The following is a 23,147-nucleotide window of genomic DNA, read 5'->3' as shown; positions in this document are numbered from 1 at the left end:
AGCGTTACGCATGTCGATTTTGCAGGTGGAGCATTTAAATAAAGTATATCCCAACGGTACGGAAGCTTTGAAAGATATAAGCTTCCGCATTGAAAAGGGTGAATCTGTCATTATTCTTGGCCACAATGGATCGGGAAAATCCACGTTATTCCGTTGTGTCACCGGTTTTGAAAAGCCGACTAAGGGAAGCGTAAATATTTTTGATCGACCTTTACATCCTATCTCAAAAAAAGAACTTCGGAATGTACGTAAAAATATAGGAATGGTATTCCAGAATTTTGGTCTCATCCACAATCTCAGTGTTTTTCAAAATGTTTTGTTTGGGGCTATGGGTAAAACAACATTTGCATTTCAAACTTTTAGCTCATTTGCTTCAAGTGAATGGCGTGAAAAAGCCATGGATGCCGTTGAAAGAGTCGGATTGGTCCATGTAGCAAAAAGACGGGCGGATCAGTTGTCTGGTGGGCAAAAACAGCGGATTGCTATTGCCCGAATGCTGATGCAGGAGCCGGAAGTTATTTTGGCAGATGAGCCGATTGCAAGTCTTGATCCTAAAGCAGGGAAAGAAGTCATGGACCTGTTATGGAGTATTGTGGAAGAAAAAAATCTGACTGTCATTGCTGTGCTGCACCAATTGGAAATAGCAAAAGAGTATGGTAAACGTATCATTGCTTTGAAAGAAGGAAATAAAATTATCGATGCTGATAAAGATGGGATAGATGAAACATTTTTGAATTCCATCTATGATCTGGAAACCACTCAGAAGAAATACGAAGAAGTAAATGTAAGAAAGATTGGAGGGATTGAGTATTCAACCTTCCAATAAAAAACATGATTCAGAACAGGAAAAAAGGGATGAATCGACATCCCGGTATTCGGAAAACAGTCATATGCCTGCCAGGTGGAAACGTCCTTCGATTGGTACCTGGATGCTTCTGGTAGTCGTATTTGCATTTTTAATAAGTGGAGTACATAACGCAGAAATTACAATTTCCAGACTCATTCAGGGTGCTGGCAACATTGGGAATTTCGTTATAAGTGCCTTTCCGCCAAATCCGGATAGGATCGGTCCTATAATGGAAGCAATTATTGAAACGTTTGAAATGGCACTGGTGGGAACGGTCATAGGTGTAGCCCTTTCCGTACCTGTGGCGATTTTGAGTTCTGCCAATACGACCCCATTTCGTTCCGTTCGTCTCGTCATCAAAACGATGGTGTCCGCTATGCGAACGATTCCCGATTTGATTTGGGCTTTATTGTTTGTCATATCGGTAGGATTGGGTCCATTGGCAGGGATTTTAACCATCGCCGTGGACACGATTGGATTTTGTGCCAGATTCTTTTCAGAGCGGATTGAGGAATTGGATAGAGGACCAAAAGAAGCGCTTGAAGCTACCGGCGCCACTCATTTTGGGGTGATCTCCGGTGCTATACTGCCGCCGGCAATCCCTTCCATGGTTGGTACAAGTCTTTACGCTGTAGAAAAATCGATCCGTTCAGCTACAATACTCGGTCTTGTCGGAGCGGGAGGCATTGGCGTAGAACTTAGTACATCCATGTCATTAAGAAATTTTGATGAAGCATTAATGATTATTTTGCTAATCCTTTTACTCGTGCTGGCCGTGGAGAAAGTATCCTCCACGATTCGAGCAAAATTTATATAAATAGAGAGCATGCAGCGGTTTGTACCCCCTTCCGCTGCATGCTTTCTTATCTCATTAATATTTATTAAACGATCTCCGTATTCCATTATACCTATACTTCCCAAATGTGTTATTACAAGAAAAATAGTAATGATAATGTTTCGAGAAGGATAGTTGCTTCAAGCGAATCTGCTTGTGCGTGAAAAATGTGCCGGATTAATTGTAAGAACAGTGCTGCAAAGGCGATGCAATATTAGAAAAAGGCTGTTTTCGTAAACTTTGTTGTTTTTGATTATGATTACTTTTGATCAACAGGAACAATTGTTCTGTAATAGAAATAAGTAAATATGGAGGTGTAGAAAATGAGACCAAATCTAACAAAAGATATTAGTGTAGATAGTTTTAAAGATTTCTATTGGTTGAAAGAAGAATTACAATCTTTTTGCAGGGAAAGTGGAATAAGTGCTTCTGGTTCAAAAATAGAGATTTCCGATAGAATTCAAACAATTCTTCAAACAGGAGAGATAAAAAAGCCAATTAGAAAATCAAAGGTGAATAGTAAGTCGGAGCCACAGGTCGATTTAAGTCTTGATACAGTCATTTCAGAAAACCATCGTTGTAGTCAAAATGTAAGAGCCTTTTTCAAGACAGTTATCCCTGATTTTCATTTTTCTACCTATATCCAAAACTATTTTAAAAACAACATTGGAAAAACGTATCGAGATGTTAAAGATGCTTGGTATGAAGAAGAAGAACGAAAGAAAGACCCTTCGTACAAGAAAAAAATCGCTCCTCAATTTGAATACAATCAATTTATTCGTGATTTTTTTGCCGACTCCAATAATCAAGGGAAAAGTCGTGAGGAGGCGATTGAAGCCTGGAACAACATCAAAAAACTCCCTGGAAGCAATAAATATACGTCTAATAATTAGTTAAGCACATCTCAACATTGCAACTGTGGTGTGAATTGATTTTCGACAGGATGAAACAAGCATTTGTTTGACTCGTTCATTAACTGTTTCGTGTTGTAATCCTTTTAGTTTGGCGAATTTCTTGTAGTTAGTTGCTGTATCTGTACATAACAAAGCAGACGAGTGATATATTCACCTATCACAGTATCAATTTCTTCTGCCTTTACACGACTTGTTCCTGCTTCCCGAGCAATTATATTACCATTTCGGTCTTGTGCCACGACAACTGCTGTTTTAAGATTAGAAATCCCTCTTTTCTTTCCCTTTCTCCACGTTTCTTGGCTGTTCTATGGGATTTCAAGACCCTTCATAGACTCTCGAAAGAAGGTCTCGTCACTTTCAACGATACCTTGCAGTTGATTAAAACCAAGACTTCCTAATGCGTTCAAGATTTTATGTCTCCAATAGAATGCAGTTGATATATGAATTTTTAAGCGTTCAGCAATTTTTGGTAGGGTATAACCTTCGACCATTAGTTCAATGTATTTTCTCCACTTCTCAGGGGAGAAAGAGCCTGAAAATGGTGTATATATCGTTGAAGGACTTTCCGTAATCATTACACAGATAGTTGTTGTCTTGAACGGTATTTACCGTTTCTTTTTACAGATGTACTTCCACAATAACGCACCCTAAACCAGAAGCAGATCGGGCTTCACGAATGCTTTTGAGTAGTTTATTAATCTTATTTGGCTAGTCTGGAAATAATTCCTGTTTCATAGCATTAAATAACGCCATTTGCTCTGATTTGGTTCGTTCGCTGAACTCTTCATACACATCTCTCCACATACTTGAACACCTCCTTAAACCCCATTATATCAACCCTTTAACAGTGTGGTTAAGAAAGCAACAATCTACACGAAAACAGCCTAGAAAAACAGGGTGAACTGCTGTGGGTCTCACTTCTTTCTTCTTCTGGACTTGGAAGACTGATAGAATTATATTATTCTACTTCTAATATGATTACAACCGCTCCAGTAAGGGAAATAGTTTATAAGTTAATTCTTGAAATATAACAATCTGCCAATTCATTAAACAATCCCTCTATTATTTTCCGCGAGATATGGTAAAATAGATGAGAACATTAACGATTAAACTAAAAGCAGGTGTGACCATGTGGAATATAACGGAATTAGTCATTGCCTTTCTTATATCCGCTGCAACAGCATTACTCATTACGCCATTAATCAGCAAGCTGGCGATTAAATTAAAAGCAGTAGATAAACCGGATCATAGACGAAAAAATCACAATGGAATAAAACCAAGCATGGGCGGCCTTGCTATTTTTATCGGAGCGGCCGCGGGCTTTATTTATCTTCAGCCGGCTGCACCGGAAATGAATGCGATCATTATCGGGGCATTTATCATGCTCATTACCGGCATGCTTGATGATATATTTGAATTAAGAGCCTCTTATAAACTGATCGGACAGACAGCAGCAGCAGTTACGGTAGTTTCATCCGGCCTGATTATTGAAAAACTGACGATCCCATTTATGGGTACCGTATTCTTCAACGATTTTGTTGGTATTGCATTAACGATTTTCTGGATTCTTGCCGCATCCAATGCGATTAATTTAATCGATGGATTGGACGGGCTTGCCGCGGGCGTGTCAGCAATCGCATTATCCAGTATTCTTGTGATGGCAGTGATTGATTATCGAATCGTCGTCGTCTATCTGACGGTAATTTTAGTCGGAAGCATTATCGGATTCTTATTTCACAATTTTTATCCTGCCAACATATTTATGGGCGACACGGGTGCTTTATTCCTGGGCTATTCCATCTCGATCGTTGCGATGCTTGGGTTGTTTAAAAATGTGGCCTTCTTCAGCTTCATCGTGCCAATTATTGTGATCGCCATTCCGGTTTTTGATACGATCCTGGCAATTATCCGCAGGTCGATGAACAATCAGGGGATTGCCACCCCGGATAAAAAGCATATTCATTATCAATTAATGAAAATGGGTTACACGCACAGACAGTCCGTATTAATTATTTACGGCTTCAGCATATTCTTTGGCTTCATGGCAATTATCTTTAACAGTGCTACCTTGTTGTCCTCACTCGTGACAATGGTGATCATTGTCCTCGGGATTCAGTTGATCGCTGAACTGGCCGGCGTCACATTTTATAATCGCCGCCCGCTAATCGATGCATTTCATAGAATGATAGGTCTTAGGAAAATCGATCGGATAAAATAAAAATAATTGTTTTTCTGAAGAGAGTAGATGTTTGTCAGCGGTATAATTCAGAGTAGGAGGCAATCATGTAAATCGTCCCAAACAGTTGCCTGTATAAAAGTATCCCTTATGAGCAGGACGGCACTATGGTTGAACTTGAGGAGGTTTATTATCGCATTGGTTTGAACCGTTGATCAGGCACCTCCTACGCAGCTGCTATGGAAAAAGGAGCGTTATTGAGCATGGGTCGGACCTACTAAGAGAGGAGTAGCCGAAAAAGGCTACTCCTCTCTTAGTAGGCTGTTGCACATCAATATTTTTATTTTACAAAGTATCATTTCCCTGCTTGCAAAATCTTAACCTCTACTCCACCACACTTGTATTCCAAAGCATAGGCCCCATTTGTCCCACAGTAAATCCTTCCACATCATCTGAGATAGCGTAAATACTAGCAAATGTACCTAATTTTGTAATTGGCAGGAACTCTGTCCATGCATATTCCTGTAATTCATTCCAGTATTCTTGTGCATCCTCCTGAGATGGAGACGTACGTATAGCATGGAGTAATTCTACTACTGTAGGATCCTCCACTCCCCCTGCGAAATCCGAGTTGATTTGCAATAGCTGAGTAGGATCGGATTTGAATGGAAAAGCATTAACGAACAAATCCCATGCTTCAGGGTCTTCACGCCGATCAACAATGGTTGGCCAGTCGTATACTTCTAAACTCGTATTTATACCAATCTGCTCGAGCTGCTCGCTAATCACCACAGATGCATTATAATAATGCTCATAGTCTCGAGTTGTCATGATAACTATTTCTTCTCCATCGTAACCTGCTTCATCAAATAATTGTTGAGCCTTTTCTGGATCGTTCTCATTATACATTTCACTTCCGGCATCGCTTGCCCAATGTCTAATATCATTACTCATATAACCGGAGTCCGCTAAAAATAGCGCTTCATCGGAAAAGGATGCTTGTAAGATATCATCAATGTCAATGGCTGCATTTACAGCTTTTCTCATTGTAACATCTTCCATTAGGCCACCACCTTTGTTATAAATTAAATCCATATTGGATGTATAAACTGGTTCAAGGTTTATATCGGGGTTTTCAGCCAATTGTTCATAATTCTCAAAAGCAATGGCAAAAGCAATATCATATTCCCCTGTTTGGATACCTGCTACCCGTGTGGATGCGTCTGTCACAATATCGAAATAAATATCCTTGACCAGTGCTTCTTTTTTTCCGCCTAATCCATCGGCAGGTTCATCAAGAGGCTGGTAATCATCAAATTTTGTGAAATGAACATATTGATCCTGTGCCCATTCAGCAAATTCATAAGGTCCAGTTCCAATAAGTTCATTAACTCCTTCTGGATCTGCTTCATCAATAACTTCTTTCGGCATAATGGCTGCAAATTGTTCTTTTGAGGCCAATACATCTAATGCAATGGAGGATGATCCCTCAAGTTCTAAAACAACCTTATATTCATCAATTTCTTCAAATTCCGCATCACCAAAAGCTTCATTAGCTACAGCGGAGTTTTCCAGCCACCGGTTCATCGATGCAACGACATCCTCAGCCGTCATTTCTTTTCCATTGTGAAAGGTCACACCTTCTCTTAGATGAAAAGTAAATGCATCATTTTCATCACTTTCTTCTACGGATTCCGCAAGCATAGGAATTGGCTGATAATCCATGTCCACTGTTACTAGTGTTTCAAAGGCTATTCTGCTCATATCACTCGTTACCCCTGCTGTCGTCATATGCGGGTCAAGTGTTGGAGGTTGGGCGTTATGGGCAACCCTTAATTCCCCACTTACACTGTCTTCACCAGCTTCAGCTTCCCCTTCTGTTGGTTCTGAATTTGAAGTACATCCAGATATAATGAAAATTGAAATAATCATAATTATAACTGTCCATAGACGTTCGTTTTTATGCTTCAATGATATTTCCTCCTTTATTAAACTTTTTAATTTGATAATTAATGTCGTGAAGTTTGTAAAATATGCTGAAACCGTGAGAGCAAGCCTGTGTTTTTCTACTATTTGATGCTCATTGATGTGCAGGACGTATACTCGCCTCCTCTCAAACCCGCAACAACGTATTGAGTAATGGTAAAGCGTGGAATTATCAATATTTGTAGTTTCTAATGTTGATAACGCTTACACTGAAAAGTTAACATTATGAAAAATTTAGTTTCTTGAAGATACTTACAACTCATAGAGCCTATTTATTATTTTATATATTTACTATATTTGATGAGCCTTCGCAAAGCAAGGATTATTTAATTGAATTGTATAAATGAAACTAATTTTAAGACGTGCAATAAGGGTTTCCATTAAATCTTTAAACTAGAAAATATGTAATTAAAATAGCCAATATTAACGGGCACAGCACATAATAGGATTAAGACAATCAGCAATTCAATAGTGAACACTTCCATTCAATAGATCTATACCTGTAAATAAAACCTTGTGTGTTACTACGTACCAATATTCTTATATATGACAAATAGCATAATACATTAGATTCATTTTAAATATATCATCTAGATCAATATACCTTAATATAAAAACTAGTAATAGCATAAATATACTAATTTTAAGAATTTTAAACAATTTGAAAATACAATCTGCTATACTAGTTTACGATAATACCTGTGAATTCAAAACTTTGAAAATGGGGGGGATATATATGACTTAATTGAAGGTGGTTATATTTAAGATGTGTTTTTTTAACAGTCGATTACCTATGTGGCTATATAGTAGTAATTTGTTTTATGAGTGCTTAGGATCTTAGGAGGAGTTAACAATAATGATAAAGAAGATAAATCTTGGATTATTAGCAGCAATCTTTTTCTTTTTTTTATCACCATTAAACGGACAAGTATACGCTCAAGATGAAGAACCACCCGAAACGGGATTAGAGATACGTAACGATGGAAGTTGGACAACCCATCAGGAGGAATTGGATTTTCTGGAAGAATTATCTCAAAAGTCCGACCGTATGGAATATGAAGTTTACGGACATTCCGCAGAGGGTCTACCGATGCATTTAGTGAAAGTAGGCTACCCAAGTCCCGGCACAAATGAAGAGGTCGCAGAAGGAAGAAACATTTTTATTATGGGAACTATTCATGGAAATGAACCATCCGGCCGTGAAATGGCTTTACAAACAATGAGAAATTTAGCCTATTCTGAAGATCCGGAAATGATAGAGTTACTGGAGAAATCTACTATACTGTTTCTTCCAACAGCAAATCCTGATGGAAGGGAAGCTAATATTAGAAGAGTTCAGGATGACATTGATCCAAATGGAGATTCCATTTTCTTTATGACACCGGAACACCGGGTAATTGCAGAAATCCAGAATGAATTTAAACCCGATATTGTAATGGATGCTCATGAAAGAATATCAGGTCCGAATATTTCTGTGTTAGGAAATTTAAACCTTAATGTCGATTCAGATTTGCAGGCATTAAATTTTGACTTAATTGATAATTATATGTTTCCTGACCTGGAAAAGGGGGGCTTTACCTATGATTACTATCCCCCTAGTGGGAGGCCCGGAAATATACGTGGTATGACAGGATTAAGACATAGTATTGGTATTTTGACTGAAGGTTCATGGACCGATGAACCGCTTGTAAGAGTTGATGGACAGATGCAATCCGTTGAGTCTATTTTACGATTTTATAGTGAACGTTTCGATGATGTAGGAGAAGTTGTAAGAAAGTCGCGTGAAAATAAGCAAAGAATTGGCAGAGAGCAATCCGAACCATTTTACTTAGATGGAATGGTTGGTTTAGATGGAGAGGAAGATGAATTCCCTGAGGATGAATCGGATATTCTAGATCCGCCTGCCTGTGGTTATTTAATTAATGAGAGACAAAAGGAAAGGATTAGTACACAAATAGATTTATTTTCATTGGAAGTTGAAGAAGTAAATAATGGTTTCTTTATTACGATGGATCAGCCAATGATGACCGTTGTACCATTTATATTAGATGAAAACTCTATATATAAAAGAGCTAATGGTTTAGCTGTGCAGGATTGTTCAGAATTAGAATCCTTAGACCCACCTGCTCTGCCTGTGCCAGAACAATTTAACACAGACTTCACCGAATATGATGCTGGAGATATACCGCATGATTGGACAGAGTATTGGGGTGACAGTGACTGGGTAGTGCAAGATGAACCAAAAAGATTAGAGCATGTTGTCAATGAAGGGGAAGGAAAACGATTACTGAACTGGGATAAAGTGGGTGAGGTCCATGGTGATGTGGAAGTAGCTTCCATGGTTCGTTCTGACAGTATGGGAGAATTGTTTCAAATCCATCTGCATGGTTATGGGGATGAAGATAATGAATATGGATACTTCCTTGACGTCTCTAACAATCATAATGAAAATAGGGTAAGCATTAATCGACTATATAATGGACGAACCACCGAGTTAAACAGTGAAATTTTACCGTTTGATGTTGAGGTTGACACATGGTATCAAGTTGTACTGCAGCGTGAAGGAAACACTTTAAAAGGTAAGGTTTGGCCATATGATGAAGAAGAACCCGGCGATTGGCAGATAGAAGTTGAAGAGGATAGATATGTTATTTTAGGAAACGTGGGTGTAGGGCATGACACAGCCGGAGTCATTAATGATTGGAAGTACTTTAGTGTTGGTACTTATGGTGAGCGTGCAGAGCGAGCTCCCAATGATTTAATAGACGGGCTTGATAAGTCTGTGTTAGAAAGACGTATTAATGAAATTAACGATCAAAATTTAGATGAAAGTATCTACTCTCCTGAGAGTTGGGCAGTATTGCAGGATGCTTTGGCAGAGGCTGAGCGGGTTCTGGAAGAAAAGAATGTGACCCAGGCAGAAATTGATGAAGCTGTAAGAAATTTATATGCGGCTTATACCTCGCTTGCAGCACATTACCAAACAGACTTTTCGGAATATGACATTGGACAGATGCCGTTTGATTGGTCAACATTATGGCGTGAAAGCGGCTGGACAATCAAAGATAATCCGAGACGTTTGGAACACTCTGTGACAGAAGGTTCAGGACGTCGTGTATTAACTTGGGATAAACCAGGAGATATAACGGGGGATGTTGAAGTTTCAGCACTTGTTAAAAAAGGAGACTATGATCCAGGCGTTTTATTTCAGCTTCATTTACAAGCATATGGTGATGCGGGAAGTGACAGCAGCTACTACCTTGATGTAACTAATTCAGGGAACATACGAATAAATCGAAATAGAAATGGTGGATTTAGTGTTTTGGGATCAGAAAGTTTATCATTTTCTCCAGAGTTCGAAATGTGGTATCAAGCTGTTTTTAAACGTGAAGGTACGATGTTAAAAGCTAAAGTATGGCCATATGGCACGGAAGAACCTGAAGAGTGGCAGATCGAGGTGGAAGACGATAGTCACTTCAGAGGTAAAGTGGGTGTTGGGCATGTAACAACAGAAGTTACCAATGACTGGGCTTTCTTTGGAGTGGGGACCAATGATCAAGAGGCACCTCGTGCTCCAGAAGATTTAGTTGTAGATACAGCACCACTCGAGTTAAAAATTGAAGAAATGGAATCTTTAGATGAAGCATTATTCACACAAGATAGCTGGAGCAATTTACTACATGCAATGGATGAGGCGAAAGATTTGTTGAATGAATCAGATATAACCCAGGCTGAAGTATTTGAACAAATACAAAACCTGGATGAAGCCTATGCTGAACTACAATCCGTAAACAACCAATTTGCGACAGACTTCATAGAATATGAAACTGGAATAGCCCCTTTCGATTGGTCGACATTGTGGAGAGAAAGTGATTGGACGGTGAAAGCGCATCCAAGCCGACTGGAGCATTTTGTAACTGATGGTGGATTACGCAGGGTCTTAACTTGGGATCAACCAGGCGAAATTTATGGTGATGTAGAAGTTTCAACGCTAGTGAAAAAATCAGAAAATGACATTGGTGTTTTGTTTCAGCTTCATATGCTGGGATCAGGGGATGCAGGGTCAGAAAGCAGTTACTATCTTGATATAACAAATTCAGGAAACATACGGATTAACCGTAATCGAAATGGTGGATTTACTGTTTTAGGATCAGAAAGTTTGCCATTTTCTACAGCAATTGACACGTGGTATCAAGCCGCTTTCAAACGTGAAGGAACAATGTTAAAAGCAAAAGTATGGCCGTACGGTGAGGAAGAACCGGAGGGATGGCAAATAGAAGTTGAAGATGATAGTTTTGTAAAAGGAAAAGTGGGAGTAGGCCATGTCAGCAGTGGAGCAATTAATGAATGGGCATTCTATGGCGTTGGAATTGGAGATATGGAAGCGCCAAGGGCTCCGGCACCTAGTGCAAGTGAATTAATAGAATTTGTTGAGCACTTTGGAGAAACCGGAGAATTTGAAGATGATGAAATGACACGCTTATTTACAACGCACTTAACTGCCGTAAGCCGGTATGAAGACCAGGATGAAACAGATAAAGTTGTGAGGCACATGCAAAGCTTCTTGTTGTTACTGGATCATCATATAGAGAGTTCACTAATAACTGAAGAAGCATATGAGTCCCTTTATGACTATTCAGAGTTAGTCATAAATCATTGGGAATAATTCTAGAAACACCATCTGTCACAGGGTGGTGTTTCCTTGTGTCAGAACAGCTCTAAAGTATATTCCATATATATCAATTTTATTAACTTTAAACAATTTATAAATAGATTTTGTCATACTACTTTTCAAATAAAATTTCCCCATTAATATATTAAATATCACGTTCGTGAGAAAGAGACGCAAATTTTCCATTTTGTTTCACCTTACAAAGATTCATTAAAATATTTTATTAAAAATATAATATTTACGGATAAATCATTTAAAAAATTGCACTTGTAAAGCGAACTTTGTGTGTTATAATATTTTTAACAGTTTTCAGCCTTATCAATATTATCAATATTATCAATATATAAGTTAAATTCTATCCTGGATAAATTTACTAAAAGATTTAGTTAATGGAATTATATAATTCAGTTGAAGAGGCATGAAAATGAAAGGGTTTACAGATGAAGGAGGTGTATTACTTACTTTTCTTTCAAAAGATTAATAAGGGGGAAATTTTGTGAAATTAAAAAGAAGTTTTATTATTTTGTTTTTTCTTGGAGCATTGGCGTTACTGATTGCGGCATGTGACAGTGGAGATGAACCGACGGAAGCTGATGGATCCGGTGAATCAGAAGAAACAGAAGGCGGCCAAACCGGTGGCACATTAAATATTGCGCTTAACGCACAGCCGCCTACATTTGATCCAGTGATGACTACATCTACAGCAACAAGAGATACAGCAAGAATGGTATTTGAATCTTTACTGGTATTAAATGCGGAATATGAGGCGACACCACTCTTGGCAGAAGAAGTGGAAAATGAAAATAATCAAACATTTACTTTTCATTTAAGAGAAGGCATTATGTTTCATGATGGCGAAGAAATGATAGCAGAAGATGTAGTGGCTTCCATGAATCGTTGGAAGGAAAATGCGAATCAGGCAAGTGAAATAATTGGTAATAACGAGTTTGAAGAAGTGGATGAATATACTGTTTCCCTGGAATTGGATGAACCTTCTTCAATGATAATGAGTACAATGGCAAACGCAGGCCAATTTGGTGCTATTATGCCTAAAGAGATCGTTGAAGCAGCCGGGCCGGATGGTGTTACAGAGTATATAGGAACCGGTCCTTATGAATTTGTGGAATGGGCGCAGGATAACTATATCCATGTTAGTAAGTTTGAAGATTATCAACCGCTTGAAGAAGAACCGGATGGATTAGCAGGTGCAAGAACAGCGCCTGTTGATGATATTTACTTTTATATTGCGCCGGATTCTTCAACAAGACTGGCAGGTATACAATCCGGAGAATATGATTTAGCTTATCAGCTGCCATTTGACAGTTATCAGCAATTGATGGAAACCGATTTGCAGGTAGAACCTTCATTAGCAGGTGATATGGTTATGCAATACAATTCATCAGAAGGTTTATTCTCGGATCCGACGATGAGACAAGCCGTCAATGCAGCCTTGAATCTTGATGAAATATTACAAGCATCACTTGTAGATCCGGAAATATATACCATGGGTGCAAACCTGATGGAAGATGAGAATGTACAATGGGCAACGGATGCCGGAGAAGAATATTACAATCAAAACGATCAAGATTTAGCCCAGCAATTATTGGATGAGGCAGGTTATGACGGGGAAGAAGTTAAAATAGTTACAACACGGGATTACCAGCATTATTATGATTCATCGGTAGTAATCCAGGAACAGTTGGAGAATTTAGGGATGAATGTATCACTGGAGGTTTATGATTGGCCATCCTTAACTGATTTGGTAGATGATGAATCAGCTTGGCATTTGCGTGTAAATGGATATACATTTAGACCCAACCCTACCCAAATGCTATATATACAATCAGATACTGCGGGGGTAGCTCAAGATGATCAGGCTGATGCATTAATGGAAGAAATTGAAACAGCAGATACCGAGGAAGAAGCCAGAGCAAGCTGGGAAGAATTGCAGGAATATATATGGTCAGATTACCTGCCAGGAACGAAATTAGGCAGATATAGCCACCTATACGTTATGGCTGATTATGTTGATGGGTTTGTGTATTCAAACGGCGGGATTTTCTGGAACATATCTGTAAATAATTAAGTGTGATTACTCTCCTAAGTAACCCTCTTAGGAGAGTAATCTATTATTAGTTGATTAATTTTGAACAGAAGAGGGAGGTTTATAGATGCTCAGTTACATAGTAAAAAGAATTTTATCCGCCATACCTGTATTATTAGTAGTTTCTATCGTCATTTTTTTAATTATACATATAACCCCGGGTAACCCTGCTTCAGTAATTTTAGGAGAAGAGGCTACTCCGGCACAAATCGCTGAACTTGAAGAAAGTTTAGGGCTTAATTTGCCTATACATCAGCAATACTTCAGTTGGATGGCAGGGGTTTTTCAAGGGGATCTGGGCACTTCTTATTTTATGAATTCACCTGTTACTGAGGCCATTGGCAATAGCATTGTTCCTACAATTTCGCTGGCCATTTTTGCTCAAATTATTTCCCTCTTTATCGCAATTCCTATTGGGGTTCTTGCAGCAAATAAAAGAGGCTCATTAACAGATTCATCCATGATGGTTTTTGCATTACTCGGAATGTCCATACCAAGTTTCCTGCTGGCATTATTGTTAGTGCTGTTATTTGGCGTGCAGCTGGGCTGGTTGCCGGTGGCGGGTTTCAGACCTTTATCAGAAGGTTTGCTGATTCATTTACAGTACCTAATCTTGCCTGCCGTATCCCTTGGAGCTATTCAAGCTGCACTTATTGCAAGAATGACCCGCTCCTCTATGCTAGAAGTATTAAATATGAATTATATTAAATCAGCTCGCGCCAAAGGTGTGAAAAATTTTGGCTTAATACTTAAGCATGCGTTTAGAAATGCGCTTTTACCGATTTTAACGGTAGTTGGTGGAACTTTCGGAACGTTAATTACAGGTGCGGTAGTTGTTGAAACTGTATTTAATATTCCCGGAATCGGACAGTTAGTTATTAATTCTATCGAACGAAGGGACTTTGCAGTTATTCAAGGAGTGGTTTTGTTTATTACCGTTGTATATATTTTCCTGAATTTAATTATTGATATATTGTATGGAATGATTGACCCCAGAGTTCGTCTGGATCGTAAGTAAAGGGGGATAAGAATGCAGACATTGAAAACGGACAGTAATGTAGATCTGTCAGAAATAAAAAGTAAATTGAAATCGGAACAACGAAAAATATTAACGAAGAAAATTTTACGAAATAAATTAATGGTTTTTGGCGGAGTTATATTTATCCTGCTATGCCTTCTGGCTATATTCGGTCCTATGTTAGTAAAGTATACTCCAAATGAGATGACAGTGAGTGAACGTCTTTCTTCACCAAGTGGAGAATATGTATTGGGTACAGATAACTTTGGCCGTGATTTACTTTCGCGTATAGTGTATGGAGCCCGTGCCACATTAGGCGTCGGATTTGCGGTTGCCCTTCTGTCTTCTTTATTTGGTTTAATTATAGGGTTATATTCAAGTTATTATAAAACGTTAGACCATATACTTATGAGGATAAGTGATGGGTTAATGGCCATACCGGGCGTTTTATTAGCTATTGCATTGATGGCAGCACTTGGTCCATCTATCAGAAATGTAATTATTGCATTAACTATCGTTTTCACACCATCTATTGCCAGGATAGTACGTTCAGTTGCTTTGTCGATTCGTGAACAGACGTATGTTGAAGCGATGAGAGCACAAGGAGCAAGTTCATTTAGAATTATTTGGCTGCATATTATGCCGAATACCATTTCTCCTTTGATCGTTCAAGCTACTTTTATTTTTTCAGATGCCATGATCACAGAAGCAGCGTTGAGCTTTTTAGGGGTTGGGGTTCCCGCACCGGACCCGAGTTGGGGAAACATTTTATATGACGGAAAGTTAGTCATTTTTAATTCCTGGTGGATGACGGTTTTTCCTGGAATAATGATCATTTTAGCTGTAATGAGCTTGAACTTATTTGGAGATGGATTGAGAGATTTAATCGACCCGCGTGTAAAATCAGGCAAAAGAATAAAGGGGGATAAGAATGCAAACTGAGGCTCTGCTCAAAGTGTCCAATTTGAAAACACATTTTGGTTCAGATGCAGGTTTTGTTACTGCCGTTGATGGTATATCATTCCATGTTGAAGAAGGGGAGATATTAGGGGTGGTAGGTGAATCGGGTTGTGGCAAAAGTGTAACAGCAGAATCGATTTTACGTCTGCATGATGAAAAGTTTAACACCAAGTATGAGGGTGAGATAAAATACAGGGGAGAAAATTTATTAAAACTGCCAATGTCAAAAATGCAGAAAATTCGGGGTAATGAAATTTCCATGATTTTTCAGGACCCAATGAGTTCTTTAAACCCGGTTTATACCATTGGCAATCAAATTATCGAAGCTATTTTACTGCACCAGGATATATCAAAAAAAGAAGCATATAACAAAGCAATTGAACTTTTGAAGTTAGTGGGAATACCTTCTCCCGAAAAAAGGATTTCGGAATATCCGCATGAGCTGTCCGGAGGAATGCAGCAAAGAGTGATGATCGCTGTAGGGTTGGCATGTCAACCATCACTATTAATTGCGGATGAGCCGACTACGGCATTGGATGTAACAATTCAGGCGCAAATACTTGATATTATCCTTCGTTTAAATGAGGAATTAAAAACGGGAGTCATATTTATTACGCATGATTTAGGGGTTGTAGCTGAAATCTGTGACCGTGTTGCTGTCATGTACCTCGGTCAAATCGTTGAAGAAGCAAGTACTGTAAGTTTATTTGAGCAGCCGCTTCATCCTTATACTTCCGGTTTATTGGAAGCTATACCTAAAATGGATGGAGATCGATCGAAAAAATTGAATGTAGTAAAAGGGAGTGTGCCTTCATTAGACAGTGTTCCCGAGGGATGCCGGTTTGCATCAAGATGTCCATTTGCTGATGAATTATGCTTGAATGAAATGCCTGAGCTAAAGTCTTTGGGGGAAGAAGGTTCTAAAGTCAGGTGCTGGCATGCTGAAAAAATCCTTAATGGAAGGAAGGGAGAACATGTCGCAACAGATTGAAGAAAAAACACCTTTTCATAAGACTGAAGAAAAGACACCTATTCTAAATATAGAAGGATTAAAAAAGTATTTTCCGGTTAGAGGAGTATTTGGGGGATTAGGCGGAGTAAAAGGGTATGTTAAAGCGGTTAATGATATATCAATTAAGCTGAATGAAGGGGAGACTTATGGGCTTGTTGGAGAGTCAGGTTGTGGAAAAAGCACAGCAGGGCGATCTATATTGCGGTTAACAGAACCGACTGAAGGAAGCATTACATATAAAGACCAGGATATACTCAATCTATCCGGGAAAGAAATGCAGGAACTTCGCAGGGATTTGCAAATGGTTTTTCAGGATCCTTATTCATCCTTAAATCCTCGTAAACGTATAGGGAAAATACTCGAAGAACCGTTAATTATTCAATCTATAGGTGATAAGAAAGAACGAAAAGACAGGGTTATGGAAATTATGGACAAAGTCGGGATGCGCCCGGAGCACTACTATAGGTTTCCTCATGAATTTTCCGGTGGACAAAGGCAGCGTTTTGGCTTGGCAAGAGCCTTAGTTGTTAACCCAAAAGTTATTATATGTGATGAGCCAGTATCAGCTCTGGATGTCTCTATTCAATCGCAAATTATTAATTTATTACAGTCTTTACAGGAAGAATTAAATCTATCTTATCTTTTTATTGCACATGATATCAGTGTCGTTCGTCATATTTCTGATCGGATAGGTGTCATGTATTTAGGGAAAATTGTGGAGGAAGCACCTACAGACAGTATGTTTAATGAACAGCTGCATCCATACACACAAGCATTATTTTCAGCAGTACCACAGCCTGACCCTAAATATAAAAAAGAAAGAATTATTTTAAAGGGTGATCTGCCATCACCATTAAATCCGCCAAGTGGTTGTGTATTCCATACAAGATGCCCGTATGCAATGGATATATGCAAGCAGGTTGAACCTGAAAAGAAAGAAATGGAAAAAGATCATTTTGTTGCTTGTCATTTATATAATTAAAATGAAGATGGAGAGGGTGAAAGTATCATGCGTGTCTATATTTCTGCAGATATAGAAGGTGTCGCCGGGGTTGTTCATAGAGATCATACAGCCCGAGAAGGCAAAGACTATGAGCAGGCCAGAGTACTTATGTCCCATGAAACAAATGCTGCGGTCAAAGGAGCTCTAGAGGCTGGTGCTGATGAAATTATAGTGAATGATTCACATGGGACGATGCGGAATATTTATGTGGAATTACTTTCAAATAAGGCAAAATTAATTTCGGGTACCCCTAAAAAGCTGGGTATGATGGAAGGAATAGATAGTAACTTTGATGCTGCTGTTTTTATAGGTTATCATACCAAAAGTGGGTCACAGGGAATTTTAAATCACACTTACAATGGCAGAGTCATCAGCGGGATCAGGGTGAATGATCAGGAGTACGGAGAATTTGGATTAAATGCATTAATAGCAGGAGAACATGATGTTCCCGTAGCCTTTGTATCAGGATGCAACCTGCTTGTTGACGAAGCCAAATCACATATTGATAATATTGTTATTGCCCAGGTTAAGCGTACTATTAATCAGGTTACGAGTGAAAGCCTGCACCCTGAACTATCCTGTGAATTAATTGAACAAGGTGTAACCAATGCGCTATTAAACTATAACGCTATCCAACCATTCAAATTAAATACAAAAGCGTTTAACTTTGAATTACAATTTACAAAAACTTTATTTGCAGACATAGCGGCTACAATGCCAATGGTGAAAAAGAGAGATCCTTTGAGTGTATACTATAGTACAGACAACTTTATTGATGGCTTCTTAATTTTGAGAGGGCTTATTATGATGGCTAATAATTATGCATAAGAGATTCGCGAGTCACCAGAGTTGGTAGAACATATCGCTTTAAAAAATTGAATTTACTCAGTAGCAGGGAAAGTTTAAACTGGGATATTCACTCCGGTTTAAACTTTTTTGTTTTAATGAAATAACTTTTAGAAAAACTTGCAAAGATCACACTCAATGATGTATTACGATGACCGCCTAATACGAATGAAGTACTATTTACCTACTAAACATTAATATTAATGAAATTTACCTATAAGTCATTCATAGAAAAATAGTAGTTTATTACCATTTTTCTTAAAAATTATGAATCTCTATAGCGTATTTTGTTGCTTTTTGTTATTGTCAGTTTAATAGAGTGCATAAAGTCTATATAACATCAGTGAATAAAAGATAAAGGAGGCCGGTTGAATGTAGCTGTTTTCCATAACGCTAATTTAAAAGGAAAGCGTTGCCATTGGCCAGCAGTGTGAACTAAAAAATAAATATGAAGGGGATTAATTATGGATAAAAAGCATTTTTTTATTTCTATCTTAATAGTTTTCTTGACATTCCTTCTCATTCCAATGAATGGACTGGCAATGGTAGAGCCCGGGAATTTGAGTTCTACTGAACAAGCAGCTATTGAAGATGAGGACATTCCACAAACAGGCTTGGAAATTCGTAATGACGGCAGTTGGACTACGCATGAAGAAGAGTTGGAATTTTTAGAAGAAGTTTCGCAAAAATCTGACCGAATGGAATACACAGTACATGGGCATTCGGCAGATGGACGGCCTTTACATTTAGTAAGAGTAGCAAATCCGGGGCCGGGAACAGATGAAGAAATAGCAGAAGGAAGAAATATATTAATTGCTGGAACATTTCACGGAAACGAACCTTCAGGACGTGAAATGTCTTTAAAATTACTCAGAGACTTGGCGTTTACTGAGGATCCGGAATTACTGGAACTAATGGAAGATTCTACGATTCTATTTATTCCAACAATAAATCCGGACGGCAGGGAAAGGAACGTAAGAAGGAACCTGGATGATTTTGATCTGAATCGTGATCATTTGATGTTAAAAACGCCGGAGGTTCAAACATTAGCATCAGTACAACAGGAGTTTAAACCTGATATTATTTTGGATGCGCATGAAAGAATTTCTGGTCCTAATATATCTTTGTTGGGTAACCTCAATCTAAATGTGGATACAGATTTACGAGAATTAAACGATGAATTATTTGAAGATTTCATGTTTCCTGATCTGGAGGATGCAGGCTTTACCGTAGATTATTATCCACCAGGGGCAAGACCGACAAATACTCGGAGTATGTCAGGGTTAAGACATAGTATTGGGGTACTCACAGAAGGTTCGTGGACTGATGAACCACTGGTAAGAGTAGCTGGACAAATGGAATCGGCTTACTCGATATTACGTTTTTATTATGAGGAATTTGACCGTGTTGGCGAGGTAGTATCTGAATCTCGTGAAAATAAAATGCGCCAAGGGGAAGAACGAGATCAGCCATTTTATCTGGAAGGCAGGGTTGGGCATCCGCCGGATGATGAGTCGGCCATATTGGATCCACCGCCTTGTGGATACTTAATTAATGAAGTGCAAAAAGAACATCTGGAAATACAAATAGATTTATTTGGATTGGAAATAGAAAAAGTAGAGAATGGATACTTTGTCACCATGGCGCAGCCGATGATGACCGTCATCCCTTTTATGCTTGATGAAAATTCCGAAATAAAATTAGTGAATGGTTTAGCAGTTGATAATTGTTCCGAGGTTGGTACGCTTGATCCGCCAAGCATTCCTGAACCTGAGGCGTTTCAAACTGATTTCGGAAATAATGACGCTGGAGAAGCACCTGCCGGCTGGGAAAACATATGGGGCGACAGCAGCTGGACAATTAAGGACGAACCAAAACGCTTGGAGCATTTTGTAACTGATGGTGGAGATCGCCGCTTACTTGTTTGGGATGAGATTGGAGAAGTGCATGGCGATGTGGAAGCAGCAGCTTTAGTTCGTGCCAGTAATGAGGGGGAATTATTTGAACTGCATCTCCACGGTACCGGAAGTGTTGGAAATGAGGGTAGCTATTACCTGGATGTAACGAAACAACATGGTGAGAATAGCATTCGGATCAGCCGTCTTTTAGGTGGCAGAAATACCACTTTGGTCACGGAGGATTTAGATTTTGATTTGGAAATTGATCAATGGTACCAAGTCGTATTTCAACGAGATGGTAATGCATTAAATGGAAAAGTATGGCCTTATGGAGATGAGGAACCTGAAGAATGGTCAATCACTTTTGAAGATGATATGTATCTCGACTATGGCAGAGTTGGATTTGGTCATTCATCAACAGGAATGATAAATGATTGGAAATACCTTAGTGTTGGGACATATGGCGAAAACGCAGAAAGAGCTCCTGATGATTTAATAGATGGGGTGGATAAATCAGTATTGGAAAGAAGAATTAACGAAATTGTTGAAGAAGATTTGAATGAAGAAGACTTTTTACCGGATAGCTGGGAAAATTTACAGCAAGCGTTAAATGCTGCAACGGATGTTCTGCAAGATGAGGAAGCAACACAATCGGAAGTGGATAGTGCAATTAGCACATTATATAACGCATATTCATCACTGGCGGCCCAGTATAGTACCGACTTTTCCGAATATGAAGTCGGACAGGCTCCGTCAGATTGGTCTACATTATGGCGGGAAAGTGGCTGGACGGTGAAAGATGACCCTAGCAGACTGGAACATTTTGTTACAGAAGGTGGAGGACGTCGTGTATTAACTTGGGATAAAGCCGGAGAAATTACTGGTGATGTTGAATTATCCGCATTAGTAAAAGCAAATCCAGGGAACACGATGTTTCAAATTCACCTGCAGGGATCAGGAATTGCGGGCGGAGACAGTAGTTACTATTTAGATTTACGGAGTTCCGGAAATGTTCGTATCAACCGTAATATGAATGGAGGATTTTCAGTCCTGCAAAGCAGTTCCATTTCGTTCACCCCTGAAGGTAATCAATGGTACCAGGTGGTGTTCCAACGAGAAGGGTCAACTTTAAAAGGTAAAGTTTGGCCGTACGGAGAAGAGGAACCGAATGAGTGGCAAGTAGAAACAGAAGATGACAATTTTATTCAAGGAAAAGTAGGAGTCGGACATGTCAGCAGCGGTGTGACAAATGAGTGGGCACATTTTGCGGTAGGAACGAATGAAGCTGAAGCTGTTCGTGCACCAGACGATCTCATTGTCGATAGAGCTCCCCTGGAAGGTAAACTAGCTGAAATTGAAGCTGAAAACTTAAATGAAGCGGATTTCACTGATAGCAGCTGGGAGTATCTGCAAAATGCAATTCGTGATGCAGAGGCTTTATTGGAAAGATCTGATCTTACACAAGAAGAAATATTGGAAGAGATACAAAAACTGGATGAAGTTTTTGGCCAATTACAAACGATTTCCAGTCAATTTACCAATGACTTTAGTGCATATGAAACAGGAGAAGCTCCATTAGACTGGTCGACGTTATGGAGAGAAAGTGGCTGGACAGTGAAGGATGATCCTAGCCGTCTGGAACATTATGTAACAGAGGGCGGAGGACGCCGGGTATTAACTTGGGATGAAGCAGAAACTGTTTACGGAGATGTTGAAGTCACTGCGGTTGTAAGAGCAAGAGATTATGCTGCTTCCATGTTCCAATTGCATCTTCAAGGATCAGGAACTGCAGGAAGTGAGAATAGTTACTATTTAGATTTACGTAATGACAGAGTAAGGATAAACCGCAATATGAATGCGTACTTTGATGTATTGGGAACCGCCGAGTATCCTTATACAGCAGAGTCAAATGATTGGCTGCAAGTAGCATTTAAGAAAGAAGGATCCACATTGAAAGGTAAAATCTGGCCATTTGGAGAGGAAGAACCAAACGATTGGCAGATTGAAGTGGAAGACGACAATTTTCATAAAGGAAAAGTAGGTGTTGGCCACGTTACAAGTGGTGCGACAAACGACTGGGCTTATTATGCAGTTGGTACGAATGATACGGATGCTCCTCGTGCTCCGGCAGATCTATTTGATCCAGTTGATAAAACAGAACTGCAGGATCGCGTTGATGAGATCAATGCTGAAAACCTTAACGAAGCCGATTACACGGAAGAAAGCTGGCAAGTATTGCAGGATGCTTTAACCGGAGCTGAAGAAGTACTGAGTAACTCGGATGCAACGCAAGAAGAAGTGGATACTGCACTGACAATACTGAATGAAGCCCGTGACGGATTGGTAGAAGCGGAGCCAGTCAGTGCAGCCAGCATGATAACAAGTATTGAACAGTTTGATGAAGAGGAAGCTTTTGAAAATGACCAGGTTGTAAGGTCATTAACCCTTCATTTAACTGCAGTGGATCAGTATGAATCACAAGAAGAGGCAGGAAAAGTAGTGAGACATATGGAAAACTTTAAATTATTGCTTGATCATACGGCAGAGCAGATGTCCGGGGAAGCGTATCATTCTCTTTACGCTGACGCTGAATCTATGATTGCCGGGTGGGAATAACAGACAGAAATTGTTCTCTGCGGCAACTGTTGGAGTTGTCGCGGGGATATATTCATCATCTTTTCATCCTGTATCTTTGACTCTTGGGAATGAAGATAAAGTTAAAGAACAGGTTACTGGATCAAGGTGAAACAACAACAGATAAAACCGGAATAAGAGGTGTAATCACAAAGTTGGTGAAAAAACTGCTTAACACTGCCATACCTTATTAATTGATTGTTCATCGGTTTCATATTCATTGTTTTTGTTGAAGAATATGG

At 39.1% G+C, this 23,147-nt stretch carries 13 protein-coding genes and 1 pseudogene; 12 read left to right on the top strand and 2 right to left on the bottom strand.

Going from position 1 to position 23,147, the window contains the following annotated elements; all coding sequences use genetic code 11:
- The first annotated feature begins 10 nt into the window (after positions 1-10).
- The 3 genes from phnC (at position 11) to ACDX78_RS14870 (ending at position 2,575) form a co-directional block, all read left to right on the top strand.
- Entirely contained in the window at positions 11-826 is an 816-nt protein-coding gene (gene phnC / locus ACDX78_RS14880) for a phosphonate ABC transporter ATP-binding protein (RefSeq protein ID WP_486028942.1), read from the top strand.
- On the top strand, positions 804-1,664 hold the full coding sequence (phnE, locus tag ACDX78_RS14875; RefSeq protein ID WP_486028941.1) for a phosphonate ABC transporter, permease protein PhnE: 861 nt from the start codon (positions 804-806) through the stop codon (positions 1,662-1,664). Before phnC ends, phnE begins: the two co-directional genes overlap by 23 nt.
- Before the next feature lie 341 nt (positions 1,665-2,005).
- Positions 2,006-2,575, top strand: coding sequence for a DUF6434 domain-containing protein (locus ACDX78_RS14870; RefSeq protein ID WP_486028940.1), 570 nt, complete (start codon positions 2,006-2,008; stop codon positions 2,573-2,575).
- A gap of 72 nt (positions 2,576-2,647) precedes the next feature.
- Here ACDX78_RS14870 and ACDX78_RS14865 read toward each other — a convergent pair.
- Positions 2,648-3,400, bottom strand: a pseudogene (locus ACDX78_RS14865) (IS1595 family transposase); the annotation flags it as partial.
- Between the two features lie 325 nt (positions 3,401-3,725).
- Here ACDX78_RS14865 and ACDX78_RS14860 point away from each other — a divergent pair.
- Positions 3,726-4,814, top strand: coding sequence for an MraY family glycosyltransferase (locus ACDX78_RS14860; RefSeq protein ID WP_486028939.1), 1,089 nt, complete (start codon positions 3,726-3,728; stop codon positions 4,812-4,814).
- Positions 4,815-5,156: 342 nt separating this feature from the next.
- Here the strand turns inward: ACDX78_RS14860 and ACDX78_RS14855 are convergent, their stop codons facing one another.
- Complete coding sequence (locus ACDX78_RS14855; RefSeq protein WP_486028938.1) at positions 5,157-6,743, bottom strand: ABC transporter substrate-binding protein; 1,587 nt, start codon at positions 6,741-6,743, stop codon at positions 5,157-5,159.
- Between the two features lie 871 nt (positions 6,744-7,614).
- On the opposite strand from ACDX78_RS14855, the gene ACDX78_RS14850 reads away from it, so the two are divergent.
- The 8 genes from ACDX78_RS14850 to ACDX78_RS14815 all read left to right on the top strand — a co-directional run bounded on the left by ACDX78_RS14850 (position 7,615) and on the right by ACDX78_RS14815 (position 22,887).
- Positions 7,615-11,424 (top strand): M14 family zinc carboxypeptidase, encoded by a 3,810-nt coding sequence (locus ACDX78_RS14850; protein WP_486028937.1) that lies wholly within the window; start codon positions 7,615-7,617, stop codon positions 11,422-11,424.
- Between the two features lie 502 nt (positions 11,425-11,926).
- Positions 11,927-13,516, top strand: a complete 1,590-nt coding sequence (locus tag ACDX78_RS14845; RefSeq protein ID WP_486028936.1) for an ABC transporter substrate-binding protein — start codon at positions 11,927-11,929, stop codon at positions 13,514-13,516.
- Between the two features lie 85 nt (positions 13,517-13,601).
- Entirely contained in the window at positions 13,602-14,552 is a 951-nt protein-coding gene (locus ACDX78_RS14840) for an ABC transporter permease (protein ID WP_486028935.1), read from the top strand.
- Between the two features lie 12 nt (positions 14,553-14,564).
- Positions 14,565-15,494: an ABC transporter permease gene (locus ACDX78_RS14835; protein ID WP_486028934.1), complete on the top strand. Its 930-nt coding sequence runs from the start codon at positions 14,565-14,567 to the stop codon at positions 15,492-15,494.
- Entirely contained in the window at positions 15,484-16,503 is a 1,020-nt protein-coding gene (locus ACDX78_RS14830) for an ABC transporter ATP-binding protein (RefSeq protein WP_486028933.1), read from the top strand. The genes ACDX78_RS14835 and ACDX78_RS14830 overlap by 11 nt, the downstream gene beginning before the upstream one ends.
- Positions 16,487-17,506: an ABC transporter ATP-binding protein gene (locus ACDX78_RS14825; protein ID WP_486028932.1), complete on the top strand. Its 1,020-nt coding sequence runs from the start codon at positions 16,487-16,489 to the stop codon at positions 17,504-17,506. The genes ACDX78_RS14830 and ACDX78_RS14825 overlap by 17 nt, the downstream gene beginning before the upstream one ends.
- 27 nt (positions 17,507-17,533) lie before the next feature.
- The gene (locus ACDX78_RS14820) at positions 17,534-18,355 is read left to right on the top strand and encodes a M55 family metallopeptidase (protein ID WP_486028931.1); all 822 of its coding nucleotides are present in this window, start codon (positions 17,534-17,536) and stop codon (positions 18,353-18,355) included.
- Positions 18,356-18,837: 482 nt separating this feature from the next.
- The gene (locus ACDX78_RS14815) at positions 18,838-22,887 is read left to right on the top strand and encodes a M14 family zinc carboxypeptidase (protein WP_486028930.1); all 4,050 of its coding nucleotides are present in this window, start codon (positions 18,838-18,840) and stop codon (positions 22,885-22,887) included.
- Positions 22,888-23,147 lie beyond the last annotated feature (260 nt).

This window comes from Virgibacillus oceani (assembly GCF_041521345.1).
GTDB lineage: Bacteria > Bacillota > Bacilli > Bacillales > Amphibacillaceae > Virgibacillus_N > Virgibacillus_N oceani_A.
This window is presented reverse-complemented; position numbering and strand designations above follow the sequence as displayed.

What these genes read in the sequence shown, in the direction of transcription:
- ACDX78_RS14825 (WP_486028932.1), top strand. Translation starts at nt 16,487, where the DNA reads ATGTCGCAACAGATTGAAGAAAAAACACCTTTTCATAAGACTGAAGAA.
- ACDX78_RS14820 (WP_486028931.1), top strand. Translation starts at nt 17,534, where the DNA reads ATGCGTGTCTATATTTCTGCAGATATAGAAGGTGTCGCCGGGGTTGTT.
- ACDX78_RS14860 (WP_486028939.1), top strand. Translation starts at nt 3,726, where the DNA reads ATGTGGAATATAACGGAATTAGTCATTGCCTTTCTTATATCCGCTGCA.
- ACDX78_RS14850 (WP_486028937.1), top strand. Translation starts at nt 7,615, where the DNA reads ATGATAAAGAAGATAAATCTTGGATTATTAGCAGCAATCTTTTTCTTT.
- ACDX78_RS14840 (WP_486028935.1), top strand. Translation starts at nt 13,602, where the DNA reads ATGCTCAGTTACATAGTAAAAAGAATTTTATCCGCCATACCTGTATTA.
- ACDX78_RS14835 (WP_486028934.1), top strand. Translation starts at nt 14,565, where the DNA reads ATGCAGACATTGAAAACGGACAGTAATGTAGATCTGTCAGAAATAAAA.
- ACDX78_RS14815 (WP_486028930.1), top strand. Translation starts at nt 18,838, where the DNA reads ATGGATAAAAAGCATTTTTTTATTTCTATCTTAATAGTTTTCTTGACA.
- phnC (WP_486028942.1), top strand. Translation starts at nt 11, where the DNA reads ATGTCGATTTTGCAGGTGGAGCATTTAAATAAAGTATATCCCAACGGT.
- ACDX78_RS14870 (WP_486028940.1), top strand. Translation starts at nt 2,006, where the DNA reads ATGAGACCAAATCTAACAAAAGATATTAGTGTAGATAGTTTTAAAGAT.
- ACDX78_RS14830 (WP_486028933.1), top strand. Translation starts at nt 15,484, where the DNA reads ATGCAAACTGAGGCTCTGCTCAAAGTGTCCAATTTGAAAACACATTTT.